Raw genomic sequence first — 25347 nt, 5'->3', positions numbered from 1 at the left:
GAGGTGAGAAAGATGGATAGTGCTGATATTAAAACGGAATTAACAACGATGGCGAATCGCCTTGACGATTTTAGGGGGTCTCTTTGACCTCGAAACGAAGGAAAATCGCATCAGGGAACTGGAAGAACAGATGACCGCTCCCGGCTTTTGGGACGATCAGGAAGCGTCGAAGAAAGTCATCGATGAAACCAATACACTCAAGGAAACGGTCCATACGTTTCGCGATCTGGAAGAAAACCTTGATAACTTAAACGTTTCCTGGGAACTTTTACAGGAAGAAACAGATGAGGATTTGCGAACGGATTTGGAAAACGGCATTCGCGACCTCTCGGAGCAAATAAATCAATTTGAACTAAGAATGTTGCTTTCCGATCCCCATGACCAAAAGAACGCGATCCTCGAATTGCATCCCGGTGCCGGGGGCACCGAGTCACAGGATTGGGCGGACATGTTGCTCCGCATGTATACCCGCTGGGCTGAAAAACGGGGCTTTAGTGTAGAGACGCTTGATTATTTACCCGGAGATGAAGCGGGGCTGAAAAGGGTCACACTCCTCATTAAGGGACAGGATGCGTATGGTCATTTAAAAGCGGAAAAAGGGATACACAGGCTCGTGCGCATTTCGCCCTTTGATTCGTCAGGGCGGCGGCACACATCATTTGCGTCTTGTGAAGTGATGCCGGAAATGGATGACGATGTAAACATCGAAGTGGCGGACGAAGATCTGAAAGTGGACACTTACCGTGCGAGTGGGGCCGGCGGTCAACATGTGAACACGACGGACTCCGCGGTGCGGATTACCCATATCCCGACGAAAACGATTGTACAATGTCAAAACGAACGCTCCCAAATAAGAAACCGCGAGCAGGCGATGAAAATGCTCAGGGCCCGTCTTTATCAACAAGAACTTGAACGCCAACAGCGAGAACTGGATGAACTGCGGGGAGAACAGGGTGAGATAGGCTGGGGCAACCAGATCCGTTCTTACGTTTTTCATCCCTATAACATGGTCAAAGACCACCGCACCAACTACGAAGTCGGCAACACGGGCGCAGTGATGGATGGTGCCATCGATGTATTTATCGATGCCTACTTACGCTCCACCATGAAGTGACACGATAAAGAAAACTTGGCTTATCGCCAAGCCTGGCGAAAGCCTTAGTTGCACTTATGCAGGATAAGAAAGTTATACTTTCTTACCTGCTGAAATAGGCATTCATAAATACGGAAGAACAGGGAATAGTAAAACAAGCCATTTTAACCGAAGTCGACCGGGGTGGAACACAACTGACGCGGTCCGTGGTTTAAAAATGGATTAAAAAACGTGTACAATATTCGTGTGTGTAGCTTTGTACACGTAACATCGACAGGGAGGAGGATGTACATCATGAAAAAAGCTTTGATCGTCTTGGGCACTGCTGCCTTTATCATCGGTGGATGCGGTGGTGAAGCCGGCGAAGAGCAAGAGCCCGTCGGCGGCGACAATGGAAACGGAGCCGATAATGGGGCTGAGGAAGAAGATAACGGTGAAACCGTGGATGCCGGTGAAGGCTTGGAGCTTTATGAAGACAACTGCCTGGAATGCCACGGTGAAGACTTTGAGGGTGGTACAGGACCGGCGCTTGATGGATATAGCGAGGATGAAGTCATGACCGCGATTGAAGAAGGACCAGGTTCGATGCCCGCGGATCTCGTCACTGGTGAAGAAGCCGATGCCGTGGCGCAATACGTAGAAGAAGAAGCTGGTTAAACGACTTGTGATAACGTCTTGCCGACAAAGGGCAAGGCGTTTTTATGTAGACGAATGCCCTATGACTAGTTATTTAGTTGTAAGATTTTTGCAATCAAACTGTAATGATAGACACCTTTTTCATAAAGATAAAGATGATATAATAAGGTTTAAGGATTTGCGTCGATATGTGCTGTCGCAAATCGACGGAATGAAAGCTTTTTTCTGGATGTGAGCGTTTTGATCGAGATGAAAAAGGTGGGGAAAACGTACCCAAACGGGGTACAAGCGTTAAAAGACATAAATATACATATCGATAAAGAGGAATTTGTCTATGTGGTCGGACCGAGCGGGGCCGGCAAGACGAGTATCATCAAATTGATTATCCGAGAGGTTGTCCCGACGGAAGGAACGATTCATGTGAATGGGACAAACCTTGGTGATCTCACCAAAAAACAAATTCCTTACTTGCGGCGTAAAATCGGTGTCGTTTTTCAGGACTTTAAATTGTTTCCAAAACTATCTGTCTTTGAAAATATCGCGTTTGCCCTTGAAGTAACCGAAGAACCTCCCGATCGCATAAAGCCGCGCGTGATGGAAGTGTTGGATCTTGTGAAGCTCAAGAACAAAACCCGTCATAAACCGCGGGAGTTGTCCGGCGGAGAACAACAGCGAGTGGCTATGGCCAGGGCGGTGGTGAACAGGCCGGCGATTCTGATTGCTGATGAACCGACGGGGAATCTGGATCCGGAAACCGCCTGGAGCATCATGGGGACTCTGGAAGACATTAATCATCGGGGCACAACCGTTGTTATGGCAACGCACAACAGCCATATCGTCAATCATTTAAAAAAGCGTGTAATCGCCATCGATGACGGCAACGTCCTCCGGGATGAATGGCGGGGGGCTTACAGCTATGAAGCGTAACACGCTCGCGAGGCATGTAAGAGAAGGCATTAAGAACATCGGAAGAAACGGATGGATGAGCTTTGCGGCCATTAGTGCCGTTACGATCATGCTTTTCGTCGTCGGTGTTTTCGCTCTAGTGATTTTGAACATGAATAATCTCGTGTCTGCGGTTGAAGACGATGTTGAGATTCGTGCTTTCCTGGAGTCGGATACAGATGCTGAAGAACAGGAAGAAGTGATGCAGGATATCGCGGCTGCCAATGCCGTTGAAAACGTCTCTTACCTTGACCGGGACGAGGGGCTCGATCAATTTATCGACAGCCTTGGTTCCGAAGGCGCCGTTTACGAAAGCATCCGCGATGAGAATCCGTTGAATGATGCTTTGGTCATTGAAGCCAGTACGCCGGAGCACACCGAGGCACTCGCGACGGCCGTGAATGATTACACGGCCATCGAAACGGTTGAGTATGGGGAATCTATTCTTACGCAATTGTTTACGGTTACAAATTATCTGCGTGTCATCGGAGCGGCTCTGATTATCGGCCTGTTGTTTTCATCTATTTTCCTGATTTCGAACACGATTAAACTTACGATTATATCGCGCAAAGACGAAATAGAAATTATGAAACTCGTGGGAGCTAAAAATAGTTTTGTCCGGTTTCCCTTTTTCATAGAAGGGCTGCTGCTCGGTGTGATTGGGGCATTAATCCCGGTGGCATCACTTATGATCGGATATTTTTATCTGTATCGTTTTCTCGATGTACAAATTCCTTTTATTACGATGGTCGAGCCATTCCCGCTCGTTTGGCAGCTGGCGCTCATCTTGCTCGGTATCAGCATCGTCGTTGGCGTGTGGGGAAGCCAGATGTCCGTGCGCAAATTTTTAAAAGTATAATAGGGAGGGGAGATAACAATGGTCGCGAAAAAAACAATAATGACCGCAGCCGCTTGTCTTATCGGCTTCTCAAGTTGGTTCCACGTTTCTTACATTGGACAGGCAGAAACCGTCAATGATTTGGAAGAAGAACTGGAGGACATCAGGGAATCGCAGGAAGAGGCTGAAAATGAAGCCGAAGAAACAGACGATGAATTAGAAGATGTAGAGGAAGCGATCGCTCAAATCGATGATGAGATCCGGGAACTGGACGAGGAAATATCCGCCACCGTCGGTGAAATTGCTGATAAGGAAGCGAATATTGCAGACGTGGAGGAAGATATCGAACGACTGGAAACAGACATCGCCGAGACCGAAGATCGTATAGAAGAACGCGATGAATTGTTGAAAGAACGAGCGGTAACATTGTATCAAAGCGGAGGCGGGACGGTTGAATACATAGAAGTCTTGCTCGGAGCGCAAAGTTTTGGTGATTTTATCGAGCGGGTGAATGCCCTGTCGACGATTGCCGAACAAGATCAGGAGATTCTTGATGAACATATCGCCGATCATGAGTCGCTTGAAGAAAACAAACAGGCCGTTGAGGAAAATCTAGCAAACTTGGAATCTCATGTGGACGAACTGGAAGCATTGAACGCGAGTTTAGATGAACAAAGGGAAGAAAAAGAAGTCGTCATGGACGGTCTCGATGAAGAAGAACAGCAGTTGCTCGCTGACCTTGAAGAAATCGAAAACGAAGAAGAAATACTGGAACAACAGGAAGTAGCCAAACAGAATGAAATCGAGCGCGAAGAAGAACGCGAACGTGAAAGGGCACGGGCAGAAGAAGAAGCCGCTGAAGAGGAAGAGGTCGCTGAAGAGGAAGAAGCCGCTGAAGAGGAAGAGGCAGCAACCGAAGAAGAGGAAAGTGACTCCGGTGACTCCGATAGTTCCGGGGATTCAGGGGATAGTGGCAGTGCAGAAAGTAGCGAAGATACGTCCGGCTCCTCTGAATCAACAAGTGTTGCAACGGCCAGTGCCGGTGATGACAATGCGAGCGGAGGCGGAAACGGGACACTGGCCTGGCCGGCAACCGGCGATCTTTCATCTTCGTATGGGATGCGTAATGGTCGGATGCACAATGGCATTGACATTCCCGAAGCCGGTCGATCGAATGTGCCGATCGAAGCTGCGGAAGCAGGTGAAGTGAGCTACACCGGATACATGAATGGCTTTGGGAATACGGTGATGGTGACTCATCAGATCAACGGTGAAACGATAACGACACTGTACGCCCACCTTTCCTCGATCGATGTATCGGTGGGCGATACCGTCAGCCGTTCGGAACCCGTTGGCATCATGGGGAACACGGGTCGTTCCACCGGTCCACATTTACATTTCGAGGTGCATGTAGGGGGTTGGGAAGGCTCAGGCGTAAATTCAGTCAACCCAATGGGTTATCTCGAATAGGATAAAACGAGTGGGGGAGATATTCCCCTGCTCGTTTTCTTTAGCAGATAAGTGCAACTAAGACTTTCGCCAGGCTTGGCGATAAGCCAAGTTTTCTTTATTTTTGTCTTGCTTATGAAAATGTGTTTAAATGGGGAAAAGGATGCCAGCAAGGATGCCAGCATAAGATATACAGAATTTTCATAAGCTCGCATGAGGATGGAAGGGGCGCTAAGGCGTATTGAGTTATAAGCATAGATCGAGGTGGACGATATGAATGCAAGTGTAAAATGGCTAGTCATCTTAACGAGTGCCATCATTATTGCCGGATCAGGCGGTGTGATCGCGGGCGTCTCTATCGGTGAAGAGGGACAAGACTCGACTGCATCCCCGCAGACGAGTGAGGTAAGCGGTGAGGCCTCTTCGGACGAGGGTTGGGAGAAAGTTCACCAGGCTTATGACCTCATTTCCGAACAATACGTAGATGATGTTGATGAAAGTGCTCTTTTCGAAGGTGCCATAGAAGGAATGCTTGAGGAATTGGACGACCCTTATTCCGTGTATATGGATCAGGAAACGGCGGGTCAGTTCGAAGAATCCCTGGACAGTGAATTCGAAGGCATTGGCGCTGAAGTCAACATGGTCAACAACCATGTGACGATCGTATCGCCGATTCAGGGATCTCCGGCTGAAGAAGCGGGCTTGATGCCTGATGACCAAATCCTGGAGATAGATGGAGAATCAACGGAAGATCAATCCCTGAATGAGGCTGTTATGGATATTCGCGGTGAGGAAGGGAGCACCGTTGTTTTAAGTATTGGAAGGCCTTCGGCTTCCGAAACGTTTGAAGTTGAAGTCGAACGGGAAGCCATCCCGGTGGAGTCGGTAGAAAGCCAGACGATTGAACGGGATGGTGAGACGATCGGATTGCTCGAGATCATTTCATTTTCAACAGATACAGCCCAGGAATTTGAAGAAGAGTTGAATGCATTGGAATCCGAAGGCATTGACGGATTACTCATCGATGTCCGTGATAATCCGGGCGGTTATCTGAACAGCGTGCAGGATATCGGGAGTCTGTTGCTCCCTGAAGGGGAGAATATCGTACAAATCGAACAACCGAATGGGGAAATTATAGAGACGCCTTCAACGCTCTCGGAAGAGAAAGATTATCCGATGGCTGCACTGATTAACCAGGGTAGTGCCTCTGCCTCGGAGATTTTGGCAGCTGCGTTGCAGGAAGCCGGTGGTTATGAATTGATTGGAGAGACGACGTTTGGAAAGGGAACGGTCCAACAAGGTTTTCAATTCGATGATGGCAGTGAAATGAATTTATCCATGTCCAGGTGGCTCACCTCAGATGGCAATAATATTCATGAAGACGGTGTGGAGCCGACGATTGAAGAAAGCCAGCCGGATTACTTCTATACGGCGGCGCTCGCCGTGGATGAAACCCTTACCTTCGATGACAATAATGAGCAAGTCGGCAGCGCGCAAAATATATTGGAAGGGATAGGGTATGATCCGGGCAGGACAGACGGATACTTTGATGAGCAGACAGAAGAAGCAGTCATGGATTTCCAGCAGTCGCATGATTTGGAAGAGAGCGGGGACATCGATGAAGAAACCGCACAAACGCTTCATAGTGAGGTTGTTGATGAAATCCGTGATGATGACAATGATCGTCAGCTCAATACCGCGATCGATCATTTGGTCGAGGAAACATCTTAAGGCATTTTCCGCAAAAAGCAGGAAGTTTAAGGTTATGTGTCGAAATACATCCGCATCCCGTGGGTGTATTTCATTTTTTGGCAGCTAAAGGAGAACAAATGATGGACAATTGGTTTGCTGACCTATGGATGGGTATTGGCAGTTTTTTCATTCATCCGCTGACGTATATAGGCATATTGGCGATGTTATGGGTCGGTTATCGGCGCGTAAACAGAGAACGCACGATGTTTCATACGGCACTGGGTAACATAAGGGATGAAATCTTTCACCGTTTATTGCCGGGGGTATTGGCAGGTCTCATTTTATCTGTTGTTGCCGTCGCTGTCGGCGTCGTTCTTAACCTGGCATTTAGTTTGCTGCTGACGGTCGTTTATCTTTTGCTGATCATAATCGGAGGTGCCCGTTTCGCTTCCCCGGCATATGCGCTTGGGCTGGCATTGATTCTTTCTCACTTATGGCCCGGGGGAGGAGAGATGGCTGTCGATCCGTTGCCGGTTTTGCTTCTCATCGCGGCGTTCCTGATGGTTGAAGGCTTGCTCGTTCGTTTACAGGCAAAGCGTCAGTCGTTTTCGCCGCTCAGATTACTCAGTAAAAGAGGGAAATGGATCGGCGGTCAGCGTCTGGACAGAATGTGGCTCGTCCCCGTATGCGTACTCGTTCCCGGGGACACATTTGCGACAGGAGGCTGGTGGCCGTTTATGCCCATCAGCGATGATGTATCCATCTTATTGCTCCCTTTCCTGGTCGGTTTTCAGCAATCGGTTGTCGGACAACGCCTGGTGAGGAAATTACAGGGCGTCGGCACGAGAGTGTTCGGGCTCGGTGTTCTTGTTGTCGCTTTTGTCGTGGCATTATTTTTTCTGCCCGAATGGATGTGGCTTCCGGCGGTGCTCATGGCGATCCTGGGAAGGTGTCTCCTGCAGATCTATGAGTACAGCAGTGATCGCAAAAAACCCTTTTATTTTATCCCCAGGGATGAGGGGTTGGTCATTCTCGGCATTTTGCCAGGGTCTCCCGCCGAGAAAATGAATCTTATGCCCGGGGAGACCATAATGAAGGTGCACGGGGAGCCCGTGAATACGGAATGGGATTTTTATCAACGGTTGCAGCTAAACCCAGCCTATGGACGTGTTGAAGTGATGGATCACAATGGGGAACGCCGCGTGGAAAAAGCGGCACTCTATGACGATCAGCATCATGAGTTAGGCGTGTTATTTTTGCATCAAAATGAGACACATGGGCGAACAGGATGAATATGTTCATGCCACCCTTCCGAGGGAATGAGCAAATAAACGTTCGATTTTTGCCTTCTATGTTATAATAGTGATAAAGAAAACTTGGCTTATCGCCAAGCATGGCGAAAGCCTTAGTTGCACTTATCTGCTAAAGAAAAAGTGTGAAGGCAGCAAAGGAGGATGAGCCTTGCCACATACATTTGAACTAGAGTCCGCCTATGAGCCCGAAGGGGATCAACCCGAAGCCATTGAAAAAATCGTGGAAGGCGTTTCAGCGGGGCAGCGGCATCAAGTGTTGTTGGGAGCAACCGGAACGGGGAAAACGTTCACGGTGTCGAACGTTATTGAACAGGTCCAAAAACCGACGTTGGTCATCGCTCACAATAAAACGCTCGCCGGCCAGTTATACAGCGAGTTTAAATCTTTGTTTCCGAACAATGCGGTTGAGTACTTCGTCAGTTATTATGACTACTATCAACCGGAAGCTTACGTTCCCCAATCCGATACATTTATAGAAAAGGATGCAAGCATCAATGATGAAATCGATAAGCTCCGGCACTCCGCAACGAGTGCGTTATTCGAACGGGAAGATGTGATCATTATCGCCAGCGTCTCCTGCATTTACGGCCTCGGTTCACCGGAAGAATATCGTGATTTGGTCGTTTCCCTGCGAACGGGGATGGAAAAAGGGAGAGACGAACTTTTAAATAACCTCGTCGATGTGCAATATGATCGTAACGACATTAATTTCACGCGGGGAACTTTTCGCGTTCGCGGCGACGTCGTCGAGATATTCCCCGCTTCCCGTGACGAGCATTGTATTCGCGTGGAGTTTTTCGGCGATGAGATCGATCGTATCACCGAAGTGGATGCACTGACCGGGGAAGTGCTCGGTGAGCGCCAGCATGTCGCTATTTTCCCGGCTTCTCACTTCGTGACACGTGAAGAGAAAATGAAAAAGGCGATTGTCAATATCGAAAAAGAATTAGCGGAGCGCCTGGAAGAACTGAAGAGTCAGGATAAGTTGCTGGAAGCGCAGCGGCTTGAGCAACGCACACGCTATGACATCGAAATGATGCAGGAAATGGGTTTTTGTTCGGGTATCGAAAACTATTCCCGGCATTTGACGTTCCGGCAACCGGGCGAGGCGCCGTATACACTTCTGGACTTCTTTCCTGAGGATTTTTTGCTGATTGTCGATGAGTCTCACGCGACGTTACCGCAAGTGAGAGGGATGTACAATGGGGATCGCGCCCGTAAACAGGTGTTGGTCGATCATGGCTTTCGTCTGCCGTCCGCGATGGATAACCGGCCGTTGAAATTCGACGAGTTTGAAAACCGCTTTTCACAAGCCGTCTATGTTTCCGCCACACCTGGCCCATACGAAGAAGAAAACGCCCCCGAGGTGGTCGAGCAGATTATTCGTCCGACCGGTTTGCTTGACCCACATGTGAACGTGCGGCCGATTGAAGGGCAGATTGACGATTTAATCGGTGAAATTAATGAACGGCAAACGAGGAATGAACGCGTGTTGGTTACAACCCTCACGAAGAAAATGGCCGAGGATTTAACGGATTACTTGAAGGGCGTCGGTATAAAAGTAAAATATTTACATTCGGATATTAAAACGCTGGAGCGGATGGAAATCGTTCGCCAGCTCCGCCTTGGCGAATTCGACTGTATCGTCGGCATCAACCTTTTGCGTGAAGGGCTGGACATTCCGGAAGTCTCGCTCGTGGCGATTTTGGACGCGGACAAGGAAGGATTTTTGCGGGCGGAACGATCATTGATCCAGACGATGGGGCGCGCAGCCCGCAATGCAAACGGAGAAGTAATCATGTTCGCGGACAAGGAAACGCGTTCCATGGAAGTCGCGATTAATGAAACGAGAAGGCGGCGCGAGATTCAGGAAGCCTACAATGAAAAACACGGCATCACACCGAAAACGATTGAAAAGGCTGTACCACAGGCAATCCGTGCCACCGTCGTCGCTGAAGATGAGGAGAGCTACGCCAAGCCGAAAGACAAGGCCATGACAAAAGATGAAAAAGAACGTTTGATCAGTCAAGTCGAGGATGAGATGAAAGATGCGGCGAAATTGCTTGATTTTGAACGAGCCGCGGAACTTCGTGATACCCTGATCGAACTAAGGGGTAAGAAAACGTCATAATCTAACCTCTAACCTCCAACCTCTAGAATGGAGTGACCGTAACTATGGCTATGGAAAATATTAGCGTGCAAGGGGCGCGCTCCCATAATTTAAAAGATGTCGATGTGACCATCCCCCGTAACAACTTGATCGTTTTCACCGGGCTGTCGGGATCCGGCAAGTCGTCACTGGCGTTTGACACCATCTATGCCGAGGGCCAACGGCGGTATGTGGAATCCCTTTCCTCCTATGCCCGGCAATTTCTGGGGCAAATGGATAAGCCGGACGTCGATGCCATCGAGGGGCTGTCACCGGCGATTTCCATCGATCAGAAAACGACGAGCCAAAACCCGCGTTCTACGGTGGGGACGGTCACAGAGATTTATGATTATTTGCGGTTATTATTCGCGCGCGTCGGGGCACCTTATTGTCCCAATCATGATATTCCCATTACTTCGCAAAGTGTCCAGCAAATGATCGATCAATTGCTGGCTTATCCCGACCGCACGCGCATGCAAATCCTCGCGCCCATCGTGACCGAGCGCAAGGGGACACACGTGAATATCCTTGAAGATTTAAAGAAGAAAGGATTCGTGCGTGTCCGCGTGGACGGAAACATTATGGATCTGTCCGAAGACATTTTATTGGAGAAAAATAAAAAACATACGATTGAAGTCGTCATCGATCGGGTTATTATAAAAGAAGGGGTTGAAGCACGACTGTCCGGCTCCCTTGAAACGGGTCTGGAACAATCGGGTGGTCGCTTGTTGATCGACGTGATTGACGGAGAAGAAGTGTTGTTTAATCAGCATCATGCTTGTCCATATTGTGGATTTTCCATCGGCGAGTTGGAGCCGCGGTTATTTTCATTTAACAATCCTTCCGGCGCTTGTCCAAGCTGTGACGGCATTGGCTCCAAACTGGAAGCCGATGAAGAATTGGCGGTTCCGGACCCTTCGCTCACCTTACGGGAACACGCGCTGTTTCCCTGGAGGCCGACGAGTTCAAACTACTATCCGCAACTGCTTGCAGCTGCCTGTGACCATTTTGGGATCGATATGGACGTACCGTTTGAGCAGTTGAGCAAGAAGGACCGAGACCTTTTGTTACATGGCAACAGAAAAGAGCGTATCCATTTTCGCCATGAGAATGAATTCGGCGTCGTGAAAGAGCGGAAAATCTATTTTGAAGGCGTGTTGAAAAACGTTTCCAGGCGTTACCACTCTACATCGTCGGATTATATTCGCGAACAAATGGAACATTACATGCTCAGAAAAGCGTGCCCTACGTGTCATGGTCATCGCCTGAAGGATGAAGCCCTCGCCGTTTTACTCAACGGCAAGCATATCGGCGAGGTAACGGATATGGCTATCAACGATGTGCATGCCTATATGGATTCCCTTGATTTGTCTCCCAAGGAGATGCATATCGCACGTCTCATTATCCAGGAAATCCAGAATCGCCTCGGTTTCCTCAGCAATGTCGGCATTGCTTACTTGACGCTCAGTCGTACAGCCGGAACCCTATCCGGCGGGGAAGCCCAGCGGATCCGCCTGGCCACGCAGATCGGCTCAGCATTGATGGGGGTTCTCTATATACTCGATGAACCTTCCATCGGTTTGCACCAACGGGATAATCTCCGTCTTATTCGGACGCTTGAAAATATGCGTGATCTCGGGAATACCGTCATCGTCGTCGAGCATGATGAAGACACGATGCTGGCCGCTGATCACATTGTTGATATTGGCCCGGGGGCCGGCGTGGAAGGCGGCTATATTAGCGCCCAGGGTACACCGCAGGATATTATCGATCAGGATGAATCCTTAACGGGCCAGTACCTGTCGGGACAAAAATTTATACCGTTGCCGCGAAGTCGTCGCGTGCCGAACGAACGTAAACTAATGATTAAAGGGGCTGATGCCAACAATTTGAAAAACGTCGACATTGATATCCCCCTCGGCGTCTTCAATGTCGTGACCGGGGTTTCCGGCTCGGGAAAAAGCACACTCATCAATGACATCCTGCGCAAGTCCCTTTCCCAGAAATTGCATCGCGCCAGGGAAAAGCCTGCTAAACACCGGGAAATCAAGGGAATCAGTGAACTTGACTATGTCGTCAACATTGATCAATCGCCGATTGGCCGCACCCCGCGCTCAAATCCGGCCACCTACACGGGTGTATTTGATTATATTCGCGAAGTCTTCGCCATGACGAACGAAGCGAAGGTCCGGGGCTACAAAAAAGGACGTTTCAGCTTCAATGTGAAAGGCGGACGTTGCGAAATGTGCCGCGGAGATGGCATTATTAAGATAGAGATGCATTTCTTGCCCGACGTCTATGTCGAGTGCGAGGAATGCGGCGGCAAACGGTATAACCGCGAAACATTGGATATCCGTTATAAAGGCAAAGACATTGCCGAAGTGCTGGAAATGACCGTGGATGAAGCGCTGGTGTTTTTTGAAAACATCCCGAGAATTCACCGGAAAATCCAGACGTTAAAAGATGTCGGCCTCGGGTATATTAAACTCGGACAACAGGCTACAACGCTCTCCGGCGGTGAAGCGCAACGGGTGAAACTGGCATCGCAGCTGCACCGTCGCACGAGTGGGCGTTCCCTCTATATACTCGATGAACCGACGACCGGTCTTCACATGGATGATATTCGCCGCCTCTTGCAAGTGCTGCAACGTCTCGTGGATAATGGAGATACAGTCATCGTCATTGAGCATAACCTTGATGTCATTAAAACGGTCGACCATATCATCGATCTCGGACCTGAAGGTGGCGATGGGGGAGGTGAAATCATGGCGACGGGCACGCCTGAAGACGTCGCCGGGGATGAACAGTCGCACACGGCCCGTTATCTAAAACCGATTCTGGAGCGGGAAAACGAACGGATGAAAGCATTGGAAAAGGATGAAATCGCCGTGAATTAAACGAATACCAGACCTGCCCATGTTTCGTCATTAAGGAAGAAGAATATGAAAATGGGGGAAAAATCATGATGGAAGAACGAAAAATGATTTTGCAAATGGTTGAAGAGGGAAAAATCAGCCCGGAAGACGGCAGCAAACTGATCAGGGCATTGTCACCGGAAAATGAAAAGAAAACGACGAGTTCAGCAGCCACGCGCAAAAGTGCTGAAGAGCCGACGTCTTCCAGTACGGATTTAAGCACGAAGATCGATTGGGAAGAAAGCAACCGTCATCACGATGAATCCAGAAGGCGCGATGAGGAGGGTGCCAAAGGCTCGCCTTTATCCGAGGGCGCTCGCTGGTTCTCGGAATTTGTCGACTCCACCGTTCATAAAATCAGGGAACTCGATCTTGATTTCAACTTCGGTTCCGCGCAGGAGATCAATCATATTTTTCAACACACGAACATGAAGGAACGAACCTTTGATTTGTCCCTCGAAAATGGGTCGATTGATATCCGGCCGTGGGATGAAGCAGATGGTAAAATCGAATGCAATGCCAAAGTCTACAAGGCGGAAAATGAAGAAGACGCCCGTCGTATTTTCCTCGAAGATGCGGTGTTCGAGTCGGTTGAAGATAAACTTCATTTTTACACGAAATCGAAAAAGATCAAACTTGAAGCCACTGTTTATGTGCCGCGAGAGCGCTTTGATAAACTGTCGTTGTACACCTTTAACGGGCATTTGCATATGACTGGTTTAAGCGGCACATCGTTGACGGCAAAAGCCGTAAACGGAAGCATCGATATTGAAGACGTCCATGCCGATGTCCTTGAAGCCGAAACCGTTAACGGACCGATTGATATTGATGGCGGCGCCAGTGAACGTGCCGACCTGCGGACGGTGCACGGAACGATCGATATCAACGGCCGCTTGCAGGATATTGATGCCGAATCCGTGAATGGCTCCGTCAATTGCCGGTACGAAGGGAAAGAAAGCGGGCATGTCTCCCTGGCGGCGACGACCGGTTCCGTTTTCCTCGTCGTTCCCGAGGGCATTCGCACGGAAGGAAAATTAAAAACGAACGTCGGCAATTACCACTGGAAATTACCCAATGTTGAAGTGCTCGATGAAAACCGTGATTTTATCCAAAAAACTTTAAGCCTGGTATCCAATCCGGAAGAATCAGCCGTATTGCGCGTGGATGCCAGTACGAAAACGGGATCGATATCCTTGAAAACCCATGATCGATAAATGTGCGCCTGAGCAAGGGAGAGTCGATAAAAATGAAAAAACTGGTACGTTCCAGCCGTAACCGTATCATCACCGGTGTATGCGGGGGGATTGGAAAACATTTCAACATCGATCCGATCATTATAAGGACAATCGCAGTGATCAGCCTTTTTATCAGCATGGGGGTCACGGTTCTCGTTTATCTCGTGCTTACCATGTTGGTGCCAAGTGAAGGAGATTTCAAATCATAATGGGCTGTTTAGTGAATATTTTAATCAATACCCTGGTATTGAGCCTCACCGGGTTGATTTTCACCGGTTTTGAACTGGAAAATCTTTGGGCAGCGCTGATTGCCGGGCTCCTGCTCGCGGTCGTCAACGCGATCGTGCGGCCGATCCTCGTTGCTTTAACGCTTCCGGTGACGATCCTCACGCTGGGCATCTTTATCTTCGTCATTAATGCGGCTTTGCTCATGTTAATCGCGTGGGTGATGGGCGGCGCGTTTGTCATTGACGGATTTGGAACGGCGATATTGGCAGCCGTTGTCATCGCGATTCTTAATGCGCTCATCAGTGTCGTGCTCAAGCCTGTTCGTGCTTGATGGAAGCGCCTCGCTTGCGGGGCGCTGTTTTTGTTTGCAGATCTTGGCGATAAGCCAAGTTTTCTTTATTCAGGGCTCCAACCATACCATTCGCGACCGAAAACATGCTACAATGAAAAACGTGCATAATCTATAAACGGAAGTGTTCTCGGAGGGAGCCAGATGTCAAAGGTCACAACGCGAGATTTAATCGATCGTTTCTCTTTGGAACTGTTAAGCGGCGAGGAAGGGATTTACCGCCCGATCACGACGAGTGATATATCGCGCCCGGGGTTGGAGATGGCTGGTTTTTTTACTTATTATCCGCGCCGACGCCTGCAATTGCTCGGCCGCTCGGAACTTACGTTCCTGGAACGCTTGGATACGGAAGTGAAAGAGGAACGGCTGGCGAAATTATGCACCAGCAATACCCCCGGTGTAATCATTTCCAGAGACCTGGAGGCGCCTCCGGAATTATTAGAGAGTGCGGAAAGGTCCGGTGTGCCGCTCTTGCGCGCCCGTGATACGACGACACGGATCAGCAGCCAGCTTACGGATTTCCTGGATGCCCAGCTCGCGGAAACGACTGCGGTGCATGGCGTGCTTGTGGATATTTATGGGATTGGTGTACTTTTAACCGGAGCCAGTGGGGTCGGAAAAAGTGAAACGGCCCTGGACCTCGTGCGCAGGGGGCATCGCCTCGTCGCCGATGATTCGGTTGAAATCAGCCAACAGCACGCGAATACACTCATGGGGCGGCCGCCGGAACTGATCAAACACCTGCTCGAGATTCGCGGTCTCGGCATTATCGACGTGATGACTTTGTTCGGCGCCGGCGCAGTGCGACCGTTTAAAAGAATTACCCTCAATGTTCACCTGGAGCTTTGGGATGAGGATAAGGCTTATGACCGACTCGGGGTGGATGAAGACACGATGCGAATTATTGAAACGGACATCCCCAAATACACGATTCCGGTACGTCCGGGACGCAACCTCGCGGTCATCGTGGAAGTGGCGGCTATGAACTTCCGTTTGAAACGCATGGGCATCAACGCGGCCCAGGAATTTTCGGACAAGTTAATGGATGTGATCGAAGATTATGATCGCGATGAATTTTAACGTACGTGAAAGAGGAGGACCACCGGATGCTTTTGCAGGCACAACCGCTCGATCCCATCGCGTTTGAGCTTGGCCCCCTATCCATTTATTGGTATGGTGTCATTATCGTTTTAGGGGCGGCCATAGGATATGTAATAGCGACCAGAGAAGCCAAAAAACACGGGTATCCGTCCGATATATTTGCCGACTTGCTCATTTGGGCAATTCCGATTGCCCTCATTAGTGCCCGTCTTTATTATGTATTATTTCAGTTTGATTATTATATGGAAAACCCGGCGCAAATCATCGCCATTTGGGAAGGCGGTCTGGCCATTCATGGCGGATTGATCGGGGCTGTCCTCACAGCGGTGGTGTTTGCCCGGGTGCGCGGATACTCCTTCTGGAAGTTGGCCGATATCGCAGCGCCGAGTATCATTCTCGGGCAAGCGATCGGACGCTGGGGTAATTTCATTAACCAGGAGGCTTATGGGGGCGAGATTTCCCGCGCTTTTATGGAAAATCTCATGTTGCCGGATTGGATCATCGACCAGATGTTCATCGAGGGGGCCTATCATCATCCGACCTTTCTCTATGAATCTATCTGGAATGTGCTCGGCTTTATATTATTGCTCATTCTCCGCCGTGTGAATTTACGCCGTGGCAATCTGTTTTTGATCTATATCATATGGTATTCCTTCGGCCGTTACTTCATCGAAGGGTTGCGCACGGACAGCTTAATGATCGCGGATGTGTTGCAAGTCGCCCAGCTCATTTCCGTCATTCTCATCGTCGGAGCCATCATTTTAATGATTTTTCGGCGAAAAAAAAGGGTGGTAAAGCGTTATAAGGATAAGGATGAGAAACTAACGAGAAAAAATCGAAAAAAGAAGAAGAAAAAATAATCGTGGAGTAGGAGAAACTATGATACAAACGTTGAAGAAAGGCCTGAAATCAGGCCTGTCAACCACGTGGACACTGGCAAAGATCATCTTTCCCATCACCTTTGCCGTGACTATTCTCTCGTTCACGCCGGCGCTGGATTGGCTATCGGCCCAACTGGCTCCGTTTATGTCCTGGATCGGATTGCCCGGGGAAGCGGCGATCCCGCTCGTGCTCGGCAACGCGTTAAACTTGTACGCGGCCATCGGTTCGATTTTAAGCTTTGAATTTACGGTCAAGGAAGTGTTCATCCTCGCGGTTATGCTCTCGTTTTCCCATAATTTATTCGTGGAATCGGCGGTGGCTGTGAAACTCGGTATACGTATGTCGGTCGTTTTAGCCGTTCGTGTTGGTCTGGCCATCGTTTCCGCTTTTCTCATTAACTGGATTTGGCAGGGAGGGAGCGAGCCCGCACAATATGGATTTGTAAGTGGAACGGGAACGCCTGAGGTGAGCGGCGCTTTTGATATGATTGTGGAAGCGACCTCGAGTGCAGCGCTCGGTGTGCTGCAAATCGCGGCATTTGTCTTCCCGATCATGATGTTCATTCAAGTGATGAAAGATTTGCATCTACTCGAATGGTTTTCCAGGAAAATGCTTCCGTTTACACGTATGCTCGGTATTCAGCCGAATACGTCGACGACCCTGGCTTCCGGAGTGATTTTCGGGCTCGCTTTCGGCGCGGGCGTCATGATCCAGGAAGCCCGGGAGAATGGCGTGAAGAAAAAAGACTTGTATCTCGTGTTTATCTTTTTGGTCGCTTGCCATGGAATTATCGAAGATACGCTTATTTTTATCCCGCTGGGGATCCCGGTAGTGCCGTTACTCATCATCCGGGTCGTGACGGCTGTCTTGTTAACGATGGCGATTGCATATTTCTGGAACCGTTTGGAAAAACAAGAACAGTATGATAAGGGGGAGAGCATTGATGGACAACGTGAATACGGTTCTTTTTGATCTTGATGGGACGTTGATTGATACGAATGATTTGATCATCGCGTCATTTACCCATACGCTCGAGCACTATTTCCCCGGGCGATTTGCCCGCGAGGATATGCTCGATTTCATCGGCCCGCCGCTGGATGATACGTTTAAAAACCTGGATGCGAACCGGGCCGATGAGATGATCGACATGTATCGCGCCCATAATCATGCCCATCACGATGAACTGATCAAAGAATATAGCGGTGTACGGGAAGCGGTGGAGCAGCTGGATCAGGCGAAATTTAAGCTGGCGATCGTGACGACGAAACGGAGCCAAACAACGTGGAAAGGGATGGAATTAATGGGATTAAAGCCTTTTTTTAAAACGGTGATTACCCTTGATGATGTAGACCATTCCAAACCTCATCCCGAACCGCTGGAAAAAGCGATGCAAGCATTGGACGCTACCCCTGGGGAGTCCCTTATGGTCGGAGATAACGTGCACGACATCGAAGGAGGAAAAAACGCGGGAACGAAAACGGCCGCTGTTGGGTGGGCGTTAAAGGGTATCGACCCCTTGAAACAACACGACCCTGATATCATTCTCGATGATATGCGTGACCTGCTTAAGATTCTGGGAGTGTCCTCGCGATGAAACGTCCGACCGAGCGTTACCCCGTGTCCAAAAACAATTCCCTTTGGCACCTATATAAAACGGTTTCCTTTTTTAAAGTCGTAAAAAATTTTATCGTTATAGAAATCGCGCGCGTAACGCCGTTTTTAAGTGTGAAGAATTGGATGTATCGTGTGTTTTTGCGCATGGATGTCGGGGCGAAAACGGCTTTTGCCCTGAAAGTGACCCCGGATTTAATGTTTCCGGAGAAAATAGCGGTCGGCAACAATTGCGTGATCGGGTTCCAGACGACTTTGCTTACGCATGAATACTTAATCGAGGAATATCGCCTCGGCGAGATCCATATCGGGGATAACGTTATGATCGGCGCGCAGTCGTTGATTCTCCCCGGTGTGACGATCGGTGACGGGGCCGTCGTGTCCGCGATGACGCTTGTACATAAAGATGTCCCGCCCGGGGCTTTTGTCGGGGGGAACCCGATGCAAGTGATCCGGGAAGGATCACGTGAAAATCACAAGGAGGAGATTTGATGGAGGCTATCATTTTACTTTTGCTTTTTATGCTGCTATTACTTTTTGTGGCAGGAATCACGCTTTATCTATTGTTTGCGTTCGGGCTTTTTCAGCTTGGCAAAAGAAATGAGGTCGAAAATGCCTGGCTCGCTTTTATTCCGATCGCTCAATATTATACGCTTGGCATGGTCGTGTGGGACCGCGTTCCGGCCGGTTTTCGGAATGTTCTGCCGTGGTTGCTGATCGGATTAGCCGCAGGGCAAATTCCGCTTATGTTGATGGAGGTGTTTTTCCCGCCGTTCGCTATATTGTCCATACTATTATCGTTTGTCACAGTTGGATTTGTTTTGTATGCGCTCTTCGAATTATTCAGGAAGTATAGTGATAAATACGTCGTCCTCCTCGTGTTTTCCATATTAACATTTGGGCTTGTCGGCGTGATTGCCACGTTTGTGATCAGAAACAATGAGGTAAGACCTGCTGCCAGTCAGGGCATGCGGCGTGACATGGAGAAGAACCCGAATCGTTGACGTTAAGCGTGTGCGGCGTTAAACTAATAATGACTGAAACATTTTACTGCATTATCAGACTAAAGGATTTGGTTGGAGGCCGTCCGCATGCCATTGATGTTTGAAAAGCCTTTAGGAATGGTTGACACGTTACCCGCGCTTTATGACCGCGCTTCGGAGATTCGCCACAATATAGAACAGGAAACGGGGCGCTGGGGATACCGAGCGATTCAAACCCCGTCATTGGAATATTATGAAACGGTGGGAGAAGCCTCCGCGATTCACGATCAGCAACTTTTCAAGTTACTGGATCGTGAAGGGCAAACGCTCGTATTGCGGCCGGATATGACTGCTCCGATCGCGCGTGTCGTCAGTTCCAGCATGAAAAATGAGCCTTTGCCGCTTCGTTTGTCCTATTGCAATGCGTTATATCGTTCCCAGCAGAAAGAGGGGGGCGTACGCGCGGAATTTGAGCAATTCGGCGTGGAACTCGTGGGCGATGCATCGATGAATGCCGACGGCGAAGTGATCGCCCTTTTGACGTCCACGCTCCGCGCGGCAGGATTGTCCGCTTTTCGATTAGCCGTTGGGCACGTCAAATATATGAACGCTTTATTCAAGGAAAATGTCTCGCAGGAAACCGCCAATGTGTTAAGACGCTATCTTTATGAGAAAAATTATGTCAGTTACCGGCAATATGTTGATCAACTGCAGCTCTCGGCGGAGGCTAAAAACCGTCTGAAACACTTACAACGATTACGCGGAGGGCCTGAAGTCCTCCCGGAAGCCAAAAAAATCACCGATAACCGGGAAGCCCATGAAGCGTTAGCTGAAATTGAAGACCTTTGGGAAATACTCGAAGATCTGGGTGTGAGTGAATCGTTGCAAGTGGATCTCAACCTCGTGTTGCACATTGATTATTATACTGGCGTCGTTTTTGAAGGGTATGGCGATTCGCTCGGCTTCCCGCTCGCGAGTGGCGGACGTTACGATGAATTGCTCGGCAAATTTGGACGTCCGGCAAGCGCGACCGGCTTCGGCATCCGTCTGGACTGGTTGCTTGAAGCATTGAATCATTTCGAGGGGGAAACCCTGGTAAGGCACTCGACACTCATCCTTTTCAGCAAGGAACGACAACGAGAGGCCGTGCAAGAAGCAAACAAGCGTCGCCAAAACGGAGAAGCGATCATCATGCAAAATCGAGCGGGCGTTCCGGATGTGGCCGCTTTTGCCGAAAAATATAAGGAAGTCATTTCTTTTGCAGGGGAGACAGACGATGAGTGAAGATTGGATAACGTTCGCAATGCCGAAAGGAAGGATTTTTGAAGAAGCCGCTCATCTTCTCCGTCAGGCTGGTTATCCTTTACAAGAGGATTTTTCAGCGGGACGTAAATTGATCGTTGAGGCCCCGGAAGCAAATATGAAGTTTTTTCTCGCCAAACCGATGGACGTCCCCACATATGTAGAGCACGGGGTGGCAGATATCGGTGTCGCGGGCAAGGATGTCTTGATGGAAGAGCGGCGTGACGTCTATGAAGTGCTTGACCTGGCCATCAGTGCCTGTCACCTGGCCGTCGCGGGGCTGCCCCATCGTAGAAAGGGGCGGATAGCCCCGAAAATTGCGACGAAATACCCGAACATTGCCACGCAGTATTTTAAGGAACAAGGGGAGCAAGTGGAAGTGATCCGGTTGAGCGGATCGATTGAACTCGCGCCTTTGATCGGGCTGGCTGAACGTATCGTGGATATCGTCTCCACCGGGAAAACATTGAAAGAAAATGGGCTGGCAGAGTTGGAGACGATCGATCATGTCACCTCGCGATTGATTGTCAATCCGGTCAGTTATCGTATGAAAGATAGGCAGATCGATGAAATTGTCCAGCGACTGTCTGTGATTGTTGAGGAGGGGAGGTCTCGGCATGAAGATCATACAGGTTAATGAAAACGTGAGCTTGCGCCGGGATCCTGACAGCGGCAATGAAAAGATTCAGGCCGTTGTCGATGACATCCTTGCCACCGTTCGACACGATGGGGATGAGGCATTGCGCGCGTACACAAAAAAATTGGATGGCGCTGAGACCGATGCCCTGTTTGTGACGGAAACGGAGCGTGTCGAGGCATATGAATCTCTGGAAGATGAGGCCGTGGAGGCACTTCAGCAGGCCATCGCCAATATTCGCGACTTCCATGAACGCCAACGTCCCCAGTCGTGGATGACGACGAAATCCGACGGCACCATCCTCGGGCAGCAAGTGACGCCCCTCGATGCCGTCGGTGTTTACGTTCCCGGCGGGAAAGCGGCCTATCCTTCCACGATTCTGATGGACGTTATTCCGGCGCAAGTCGCCCATGTCGGCCGTATTGTGATGACCTCCCCGCCGGACGAAACCGGACGCCTTCACCCGGCCGTCGTAGTTGCGGCCTCGGAGCTCGGGGTGGAGACAATTCTGAAAGCCGGGGGTGCGCAAGCGATCGCGGCCCTTGCGTACGGAACCGAATCCGTGCCGGCTGTCGATAAAATCGTCGGTCCCGGAAATGATTACGTCGCGTTAGCGAAGCGGGCCGTTTTCGGGCAAGTGGACATCGATATGATAGCGGGGCCGAGTGAAATTGTGATTATCGCGGATGACTCGGCGCGTCCGGACTACGTTGCCGCCGATTTATTGTCGCAAGCGGAACACGAGGAGCGGGCGACGGCGATCGTGGTCACTCCTTCGAAGACACTCGCGAAAAAAGTATCGGCCGAAGTGGAGCGGCAATTGGAAGATTTGCCGCGGGCAGCCATTGCCCGCCAGGCGCTTGCGGATTACGGGGCCATTTATTTGACGGCTGATCTTAGCGAAGCGGTTGCGGTGGTTAATGAATTGGCGCCGGAACATGTGGAAGTACTCTGTGAGCAGCCGTTTGCCTATCTCGGTAAAATAAAGCATGCCGGCGCCATTTTCCTCGGGGAAAACAGCGCCGAATCGGTGGGCGATTATTTTGCAGGGCCGAACCACGTGCTCCCGACGAATGGGACGGCCCGCTTTTCCAGCCCACTCTCGGTCGATGATTTTCTCAAAAAAGCGAGCATCATTCATTACAGCGCAGAAGCGCTTGCAGAAAACCATGAAAATATCGCGACGCTGGCGCGGCTTGAAGGCTTTGAAGCCCACGCGCGTGCTGTAGACATTCGCAGGAAAAGAGGCGGTCCCAAGTCATGAGTGCAGAACGAAAAGCAACGATACGACGCCAAACCGGAGAAACAGATATTGAACTCGAGATGAATGTGGACGGTTCCGGGCAAGGAGAGATCCATACGGCGGTCCCTTTTTTGAGCCACATGCTCGATCTTTTCACAAATCATGGTCGTTTTGACGTGCGCGTGCAGGCGACGGGTGATGTAGAGGTGGATGACCATCATACAACGGAAGATATAGGTATTTGTCTCGGTCAGGCTGTACAGGAGGCTATTGGCGATAAGACGGGGATCCGACGTTACGGACAGGCGCTCATCCCCATGGACGATGCTCTCGCCCAAGTGGTCATCGACCTGAGCAACCGCCCCCACCTTGAGTTTCGAGGGGATATTGGAGCGGCGAAGGTCGGTACGTTTGACACGGAGCTTGTGCGCGAGTTTCTCGGAAAGCTTGCTGTCGAAGCCCGGATGAACCTGCATGTGATCGTCCATTATGGGTGGAATACGCACCACATTATCGAAGCGATTTTTAAGGCGTTGGCACGAGCCTTATCGGAAGCGGTTGACATCGACCCGCGTGTGCAGGGGGTTCCGTCGACGAAGGGGATGCTATAGATGATCGGCATTGTAGACTATGGTATGGGCAATTTATATAGCGTAAGCAAGGCTCTCGAGCGCCTAAACACGCCTTATGTGCTTACCGAAGACGTGGAAAAGTTGGCGGCAACAGACGGCCTGATTTTACCGGGTGTCGGTTCCTTTAACGATGCCATGACGATTCTCCGGGAAAAAAACCTGGATGACATGTTAAAGCAGGCGGTGAAGGATGGAAAGCCTTTGCTCGGCATTTGCCTCGGCATGCAGCTGCTATTTTCCGAAAGCGAAGAGAATGGCTTTACGAAAGGGCTTGATTTTTTACCCGGAAAAGTCCGGCGTTTTAGCGGGCAAACGAGAGCCGGCATCCGTTACAAGGTGCCTCATATGGGCTGGAATCTGCTTCAGTACCGGCAGCCTGCCCATCCGCTCCTGGAAGACACGGCAGAAGGGCATGTTTATTTTGTGCACTCGTATGTCGTGCACGTTGATACGGCAGAGGTCGTCGTGGCAACCGCCGATTATGACGGCGATGTACCGGCGGTCGTCGGCCGCAACCATGTTTTCGGCACCCAGTTTCACCCGGAAAAAAGCAGTAACCTCGGGATGCAAATGCTGAACAACTATGTTGCGTACGTGAAAGAAAGGCAGGTACAGATGAGTGACAGCCTTTAATTTATTTCCGGCCATCGACATTCGCGATGGCAAATGTGTCCGTTTGCGGCAGGGGGATTATAACCGGGAAACGGTGTACGGAGATTCGCCGGCCGAGATGGCGGCAAGCTTTGTGGCAGACGGGGCCGATTGGATTCACGTGGTCGATTTGGACGGCGCCCGTGAAAAGCGACCCGTCAACGATGAAGAAATTTTTCGTATTAGCGCAGAAACAGGCGTACGGATTCAGGTGGGCGGTGGCATTCGTACGGAACAGGATGTCGAACGTTATCTTTCCGGCGGTGTGGACCGGGTTATTCTGGGATCAGTCGCGGTGCATAACCCTGATTTTACGAGGGAAATGCTCGCTCGGTACCCGGGCAGGATCGTGATCGGGCTCGATGCGCGTGATGGACAAGTGGCCGTGAACGGCTGGCTGGAGTCATCCGGTGTACAGGCAGAAACGCTTGCCGCCGAGATGAAAGCCGCCGGAGCGGATACATTTATTTTTACGGATATCGAAAAAGACGGCATGTTGCAGGGACCGAACGTAGAAGCTGTTGCCGCCCTGGCACGGACGAGCGGGACAAAGGTGATCGCTTCCGGCGGTGTCACCGGTCTCGAGGATGTACGTACGCTGGTGCGCTACCGGGAGGAAGGCGTAGTCGGCGCGATTGTCGGGAAAGCGTTATATACCGGTAGGCTTGATTTGGCAGAGGCTTTAAAAGAGGTGAAGGGATCATGTTAACGAAACGGTTGGTTCCGTGTTTGGACGTGCAGGAAGGGCGCGTCGTCAAAGGGGTACAATTTGTGGAGTTGCGAGATGCGGGTGACCCGGTTGAGCTCGCGGACTATTACGATCGGGAAGGGGCCGATGAGCTCGTTTTTCTCGATATATCGGCATCCCACGAAGGCCGGAAAACGATGGTGGATGTCGTCCGGGAAGTAGCCGGCACACTCGCGATTCCGTTTACCGTTGGCGGCGGGATTAACAGCGTGGCTGACATGCGTCAGATTCTGCGCGCGGGTGCCGATAAAGTCTCGCTGAATACCGCGGCTGTGAAGGACCCGGCGTTAATCTCCGAAGGGTCTGATTTTTTTGGTTCCCAATGCATCGTTGTGGCTATTGATGCCAAATGGGACGAGGCGTTGCAGTCGTGGCGTGTGTATACCCATGGCGGCCGTCGTGAAACGGATCTCGAAGTGACCGATTGGGCCGAAGAAGTTGTGCAGAGAGGCGCAGGTGAAATCCTGCTCACGAGCATGGACCAGGACGGGGCAAAAACGGGATATGATTTAGCGCTGACACGGGCGGTAAACGCGGCGGTAAGTGTGCCCGTCATTGCTTCCGGAGGAGCGGGAAGCCTTCAGGATTTTGCCGATGTATTTCTGGAAGCTGGCGCGGACGCGGCCTTGGCAGCTTCTGTTTTTCATTATAAGGAAACAGCTGTCTCGGAAGTGAAAGAGGAGCTGAGAAAACAAGGGGTGAACGTGCGGTGAAC

General features: G+C 50.3%; 25 protein-coding genes. All 25 read left to right on the top strand.

Annotation, left to right across the window (positions count from 1 at the left end; all coding sequences use genetic code 11):
* Positions 1 to 12 precede the first annotated feature (12 nt).
* The 25 genes from prfB (at position 13) to hisF (ending at position 25345) form a co-directional block, all read left to right on the top strand.
* A protein-coding gene (gene prfB, locus BLS58_RS03180; RefSeq protein WP_143018857.1) for a peptide chain release factor 2 occupies positions 13 to 1114 on the top strand; the annotation gives its coding sequence in 2 pieces (ribosomal slippage) (positions 13 to 84 and positions 86 to 1114; 1101 coding nt in all).
* Between the two features lie 273 nt (positions 1115 to 1387).
* Complete coding sequence (locus tag BLS58_RS03175; protein ID WP_090396112.1) at positions 1388 to 1750, top strand: c-type cytochrome; 363 nt, start codon at positions 1388 to 1390, stop codon at positions 1748 to 1750.
* A gap of 219 nt (positions 1751 to 1969) precedes the next feature.
* Positions 1970 to 2656 carry a cell division ATP-binding protein FtsE gene (gene ftsE / locus BLS58_RS03170; RefSeq protein WP_090396111.1) on the top strand — a complete coding sequence of 229 codons (687 nt, stop codon included), beginning with the start codon at positions 1970 to 1972 and terminating at the stop codon, positions 2654 to 2656.
* Positions 2646 to 3533 (top strand): permease-like cell division protein FtsX, encoded by an 888-nt coding sequence (gene ftsX / locus BLS58_RS03165; RefSeq protein WP_090396110.1) that lies wholly within the window; start codon positions 2646 to 2648, stop codon positions 3531 to 3533. The genes ftsE and ftsX overlap by 11 nt, the downstream gene beginning before the upstream one ends.
* A gap of 18 nt (positions 3534 to 3551) precedes the next feature.
* Entirely contained in the window at positions 3552 to 4982 is a 1431-nt protein-coding gene (locus tag BLS58_RS03160) for a murein hydrolase activator EnvC family protein (RefSeq protein ID WP_090396109.1), read from the top strand.
* 252 nt (positions 4983 to 5234) lie between these two features.
* Complete coding sequence (locus tag BLS58_RS03155; protein ID WP_090396108.1) at positions 5235 to 6692, top strand: S41 family peptidase; 1458 nt, start codon at positions 5235 to 5237, stop codon at positions 6690 to 6692.
* A gap of 101 nt (positions 6693 to 6793) precedes the next feature.
* Positions 6794 to 7945, top strand: coding sequence for a PDZ domain-containing protein (locus BLS58_RS03150; RefSeq protein ID WP_090396107.1), 1152 nt, complete (start codon positions 6794 to 6796; stop codon positions 7943 to 7945).
* A gap of 169 nt (positions 7946 to 8114) precedes the next feature.
* Positions 8115 to 10097 (top strand): excinuclease ABC subunit UvrB, encoded by a 1983-nt coding sequence (uvrB, locus tag BLS58_RS03145; RefSeq protein WP_090396106.1) that lies wholly within the window; start codon positions 8115 to 8117, stop codon positions 10095 to 10097.
* A gap of 44 nt (positions 10098 to 10141) precedes the next feature.
* Entirely contained in the window at positions 10142 to 13012 is a 2871-nt protein-coding gene (uvrA, locus tag BLS58_RS03140; protein ID WP_090396105.1) for an excinuclease ABC subunit UvrA, read from the top strand.
* Positions 13013 to 13077: 65 nt separating this feature from the next.
* Positions 13078 to 14244 carry a DUF4097 family beta strand repeat-containing protein gene (locus BLS58_RS03135; RefSeq protein ID WP_090396104.1) on the top strand — a complete coding sequence of 389 codons (1167 nt, stop codon included), beginning with the start codon at positions 13078 to 13080 and terminating at the stop codon, positions 14242 to 14244.
* Between the two features lie 32 nt (positions 14245 to 14276).
* Positions 14277 to 14474, top strand: a complete 198-nt coding sequence (locus tag BLS58_RS03130; protein WP_090396103.1) for a PspC domain-containing protein — start codon at positions 14277 to 14279, stop codon at positions 14472 to 14474.
* Complete coding sequence (locus BLS58_RS03125; protein ID WP_176764575.1) at positions 14474 to 14824, top strand: phage holin family protein; 351 nt, start codon at positions 14474 to 14476, stop codon at positions 14822 to 14824. Before BLS58_RS03130 ends, BLS58_RS03125 begins: the two co-directional genes overlap by 1 nt.
* Before the next feature lie 162 nt (positions 14825 to 14986).
* Positions 14987 to 15922, top strand: coding sequence for an HPr(Ser) kinase/phosphatase (gene hprK / locus BLS58_RS03120; protein WP_090396101.1), 936 nt, complete (start codon positions 14987 to 14989; stop codon positions 15920 to 15922).
* 26 nt (positions 15923 to 15948) lie between these two features.
* Complete coding sequence (gene lgt / locus BLS58_RS03115) at positions 15949 to 16803, top strand: prolipoprotein diacylglyceryl transferase (protein ID WP_090396100.1); 855 nt, start codon at positions 15949 to 15951, stop codon at positions 16801 to 16803.
* Positions 16804 to 16825: 22 nt separating this feature from the next.
* A complete protein-coding gene (locus BLS58_RS03110; RefSeq protein WP_090396393.1) occupies positions 16826 to 17797 on the top strand; it encodes a nucleoside recognition domain-containing protein in 972 nt (323 codons plus the stop codon).
* Positions 17769 to 18419 carry a pyrophosphatase PpaX gene (gene ppaX, locus BLS58_RS03105; protein ID WP_090396099.1) on the top strand — a complete coding sequence of 217 codons (651 nt, stop codon included), beginning with the start codon at positions 17769 to 17771 and terminating at the stop codon, positions 18417 to 18419. The genes BLS58_RS03110 and ppaX overlap by 29 nt, the downstream gene beginning before the upstream one ends.
* Positions 18416 to 18928, top strand: coding sequence for an acyltransferase (locus BLS58_RS03100; protein WP_090396098.1), 513 nt, complete (start codon positions 18416 to 18418; stop codon positions 18926 to 18928). The genes ppaX and BLS58_RS03100 overlap by 4 nt, the downstream gene beginning before the upstream one ends.
* Complete coding sequence (locus BLS58_RS03095; RefSeq protein WP_090396097.1) at positions 18928 to 19440, top strand: hypothetical protein; 513 nt, start codon at positions 18928 to 18930, stop codon at positions 19438 to 19440. Before BLS58_RS03100 ends, BLS58_RS03095 begins: the two co-directional genes overlap by 1 nt.
* 96 nt (positions 19441 to 19536) lie before the next feature.
* Positions 19537 to 20703: an ATP phosphoribosyltransferase regulatory subunit gene (locus tag BLS58_RS03090; RefSeq protein ID WP_090396391.1), complete on the top strand. Its 1167-nt coding sequence runs from the start codon at positions 19537 to 19539 to the stop codon at positions 20701 to 20703.
* A complete protein-coding gene (gene hisG, locus BLS58_RS03085; RefSeq protein ID WP_090396096.1) occupies positions 20696 to 21358 on the top strand; it encodes an ATP phosphoribosyltransferase in 663 nt (220 codons plus the stop codon). Before BLS58_RS03090 ends, hisG begins: the two co-directional genes overlap by 8 nt.
* Positions 21339 to 22622 carry a histidinol dehydrogenase gene (gene hisD, locus BLS58_RS03080; RefSeq protein WP_090396095.1) on the top strand — a complete coding sequence of 428 codons (1284 nt, stop codon included), beginning with the start codon at positions 21339 to 21341 and terminating at the stop codon, positions 22620 to 22622. The genes hisG and hisD overlap by 20 nt, the downstream gene beginning before the upstream one ends.
* Positions 22619 to 23212 (top strand): imidazoleglycerol-phosphate dehydratase HisB, encoded by a 594-nt coding sequence (gene hisB / locus BLS58_RS17410; RefSeq protein ID WP_176764574.1) that lies wholly within the window; start codon positions 22619 to 22621, stop codon positions 23210 to 23212. Before hisD ends, hisB begins: the two co-directional genes overlap by 4 nt.
* Positions 23213 to 23866, top strand: a complete 654-nt coding sequence (gene hisH, locus BLS58_RS17405) for an imidazole glycerol phosphate synthase subunit HisH (RefSeq protein WP_176764573.1) — start codon at positions 23213 to 23215, stop codon at positions 23864 to 23866.
* Positions 23853 to 24593 (top strand): 1-(5-phosphoribosyl)-5-[(5-phosphoribosylamino)methylideneamino]imidazole-4-carboxamide isomerase, encoded by a 741-nt coding sequence (hisA, locus tag BLS58_RS03070; protein WP_090396094.1) that lies wholly within the window; start codon positions 23853 to 23855, stop codon positions 24591 to 24593. The genes hisH and hisA overlap by 14 nt, the downstream gene beginning before the upstream one ends.
* Positions 24587 to 25345 (top strand): imidazole glycerol phosphate synthase subunit HisF, encoded by a 759-nt coding sequence (gene hisF, locus BLS58_RS03065; RefSeq protein WP_090396093.1) that lies wholly within the window; start codon positions 24587 to 24589, stop codon positions 25343 to 25345. Before hisA ends, hisF begins: the two co-directional genes overlap by 7 nt.
* The last annotated feature ends 2 nt before the right edge of the window (positions 25346 to 25347 follow it).

Source organism: Natribacillus halophilus, assembly GCF_900100185.1.
GTDB lineage: Bacteria > Bacillota > Bacilli > Bacillales > Marinococcaceae > Natribacillus > Natribacillus halophilus.
The sequence above is the reverse complement of the archived record's forward strand: the minus strand, read 5'-3'. Positions and strand labels throughout refer to the sequence as shown.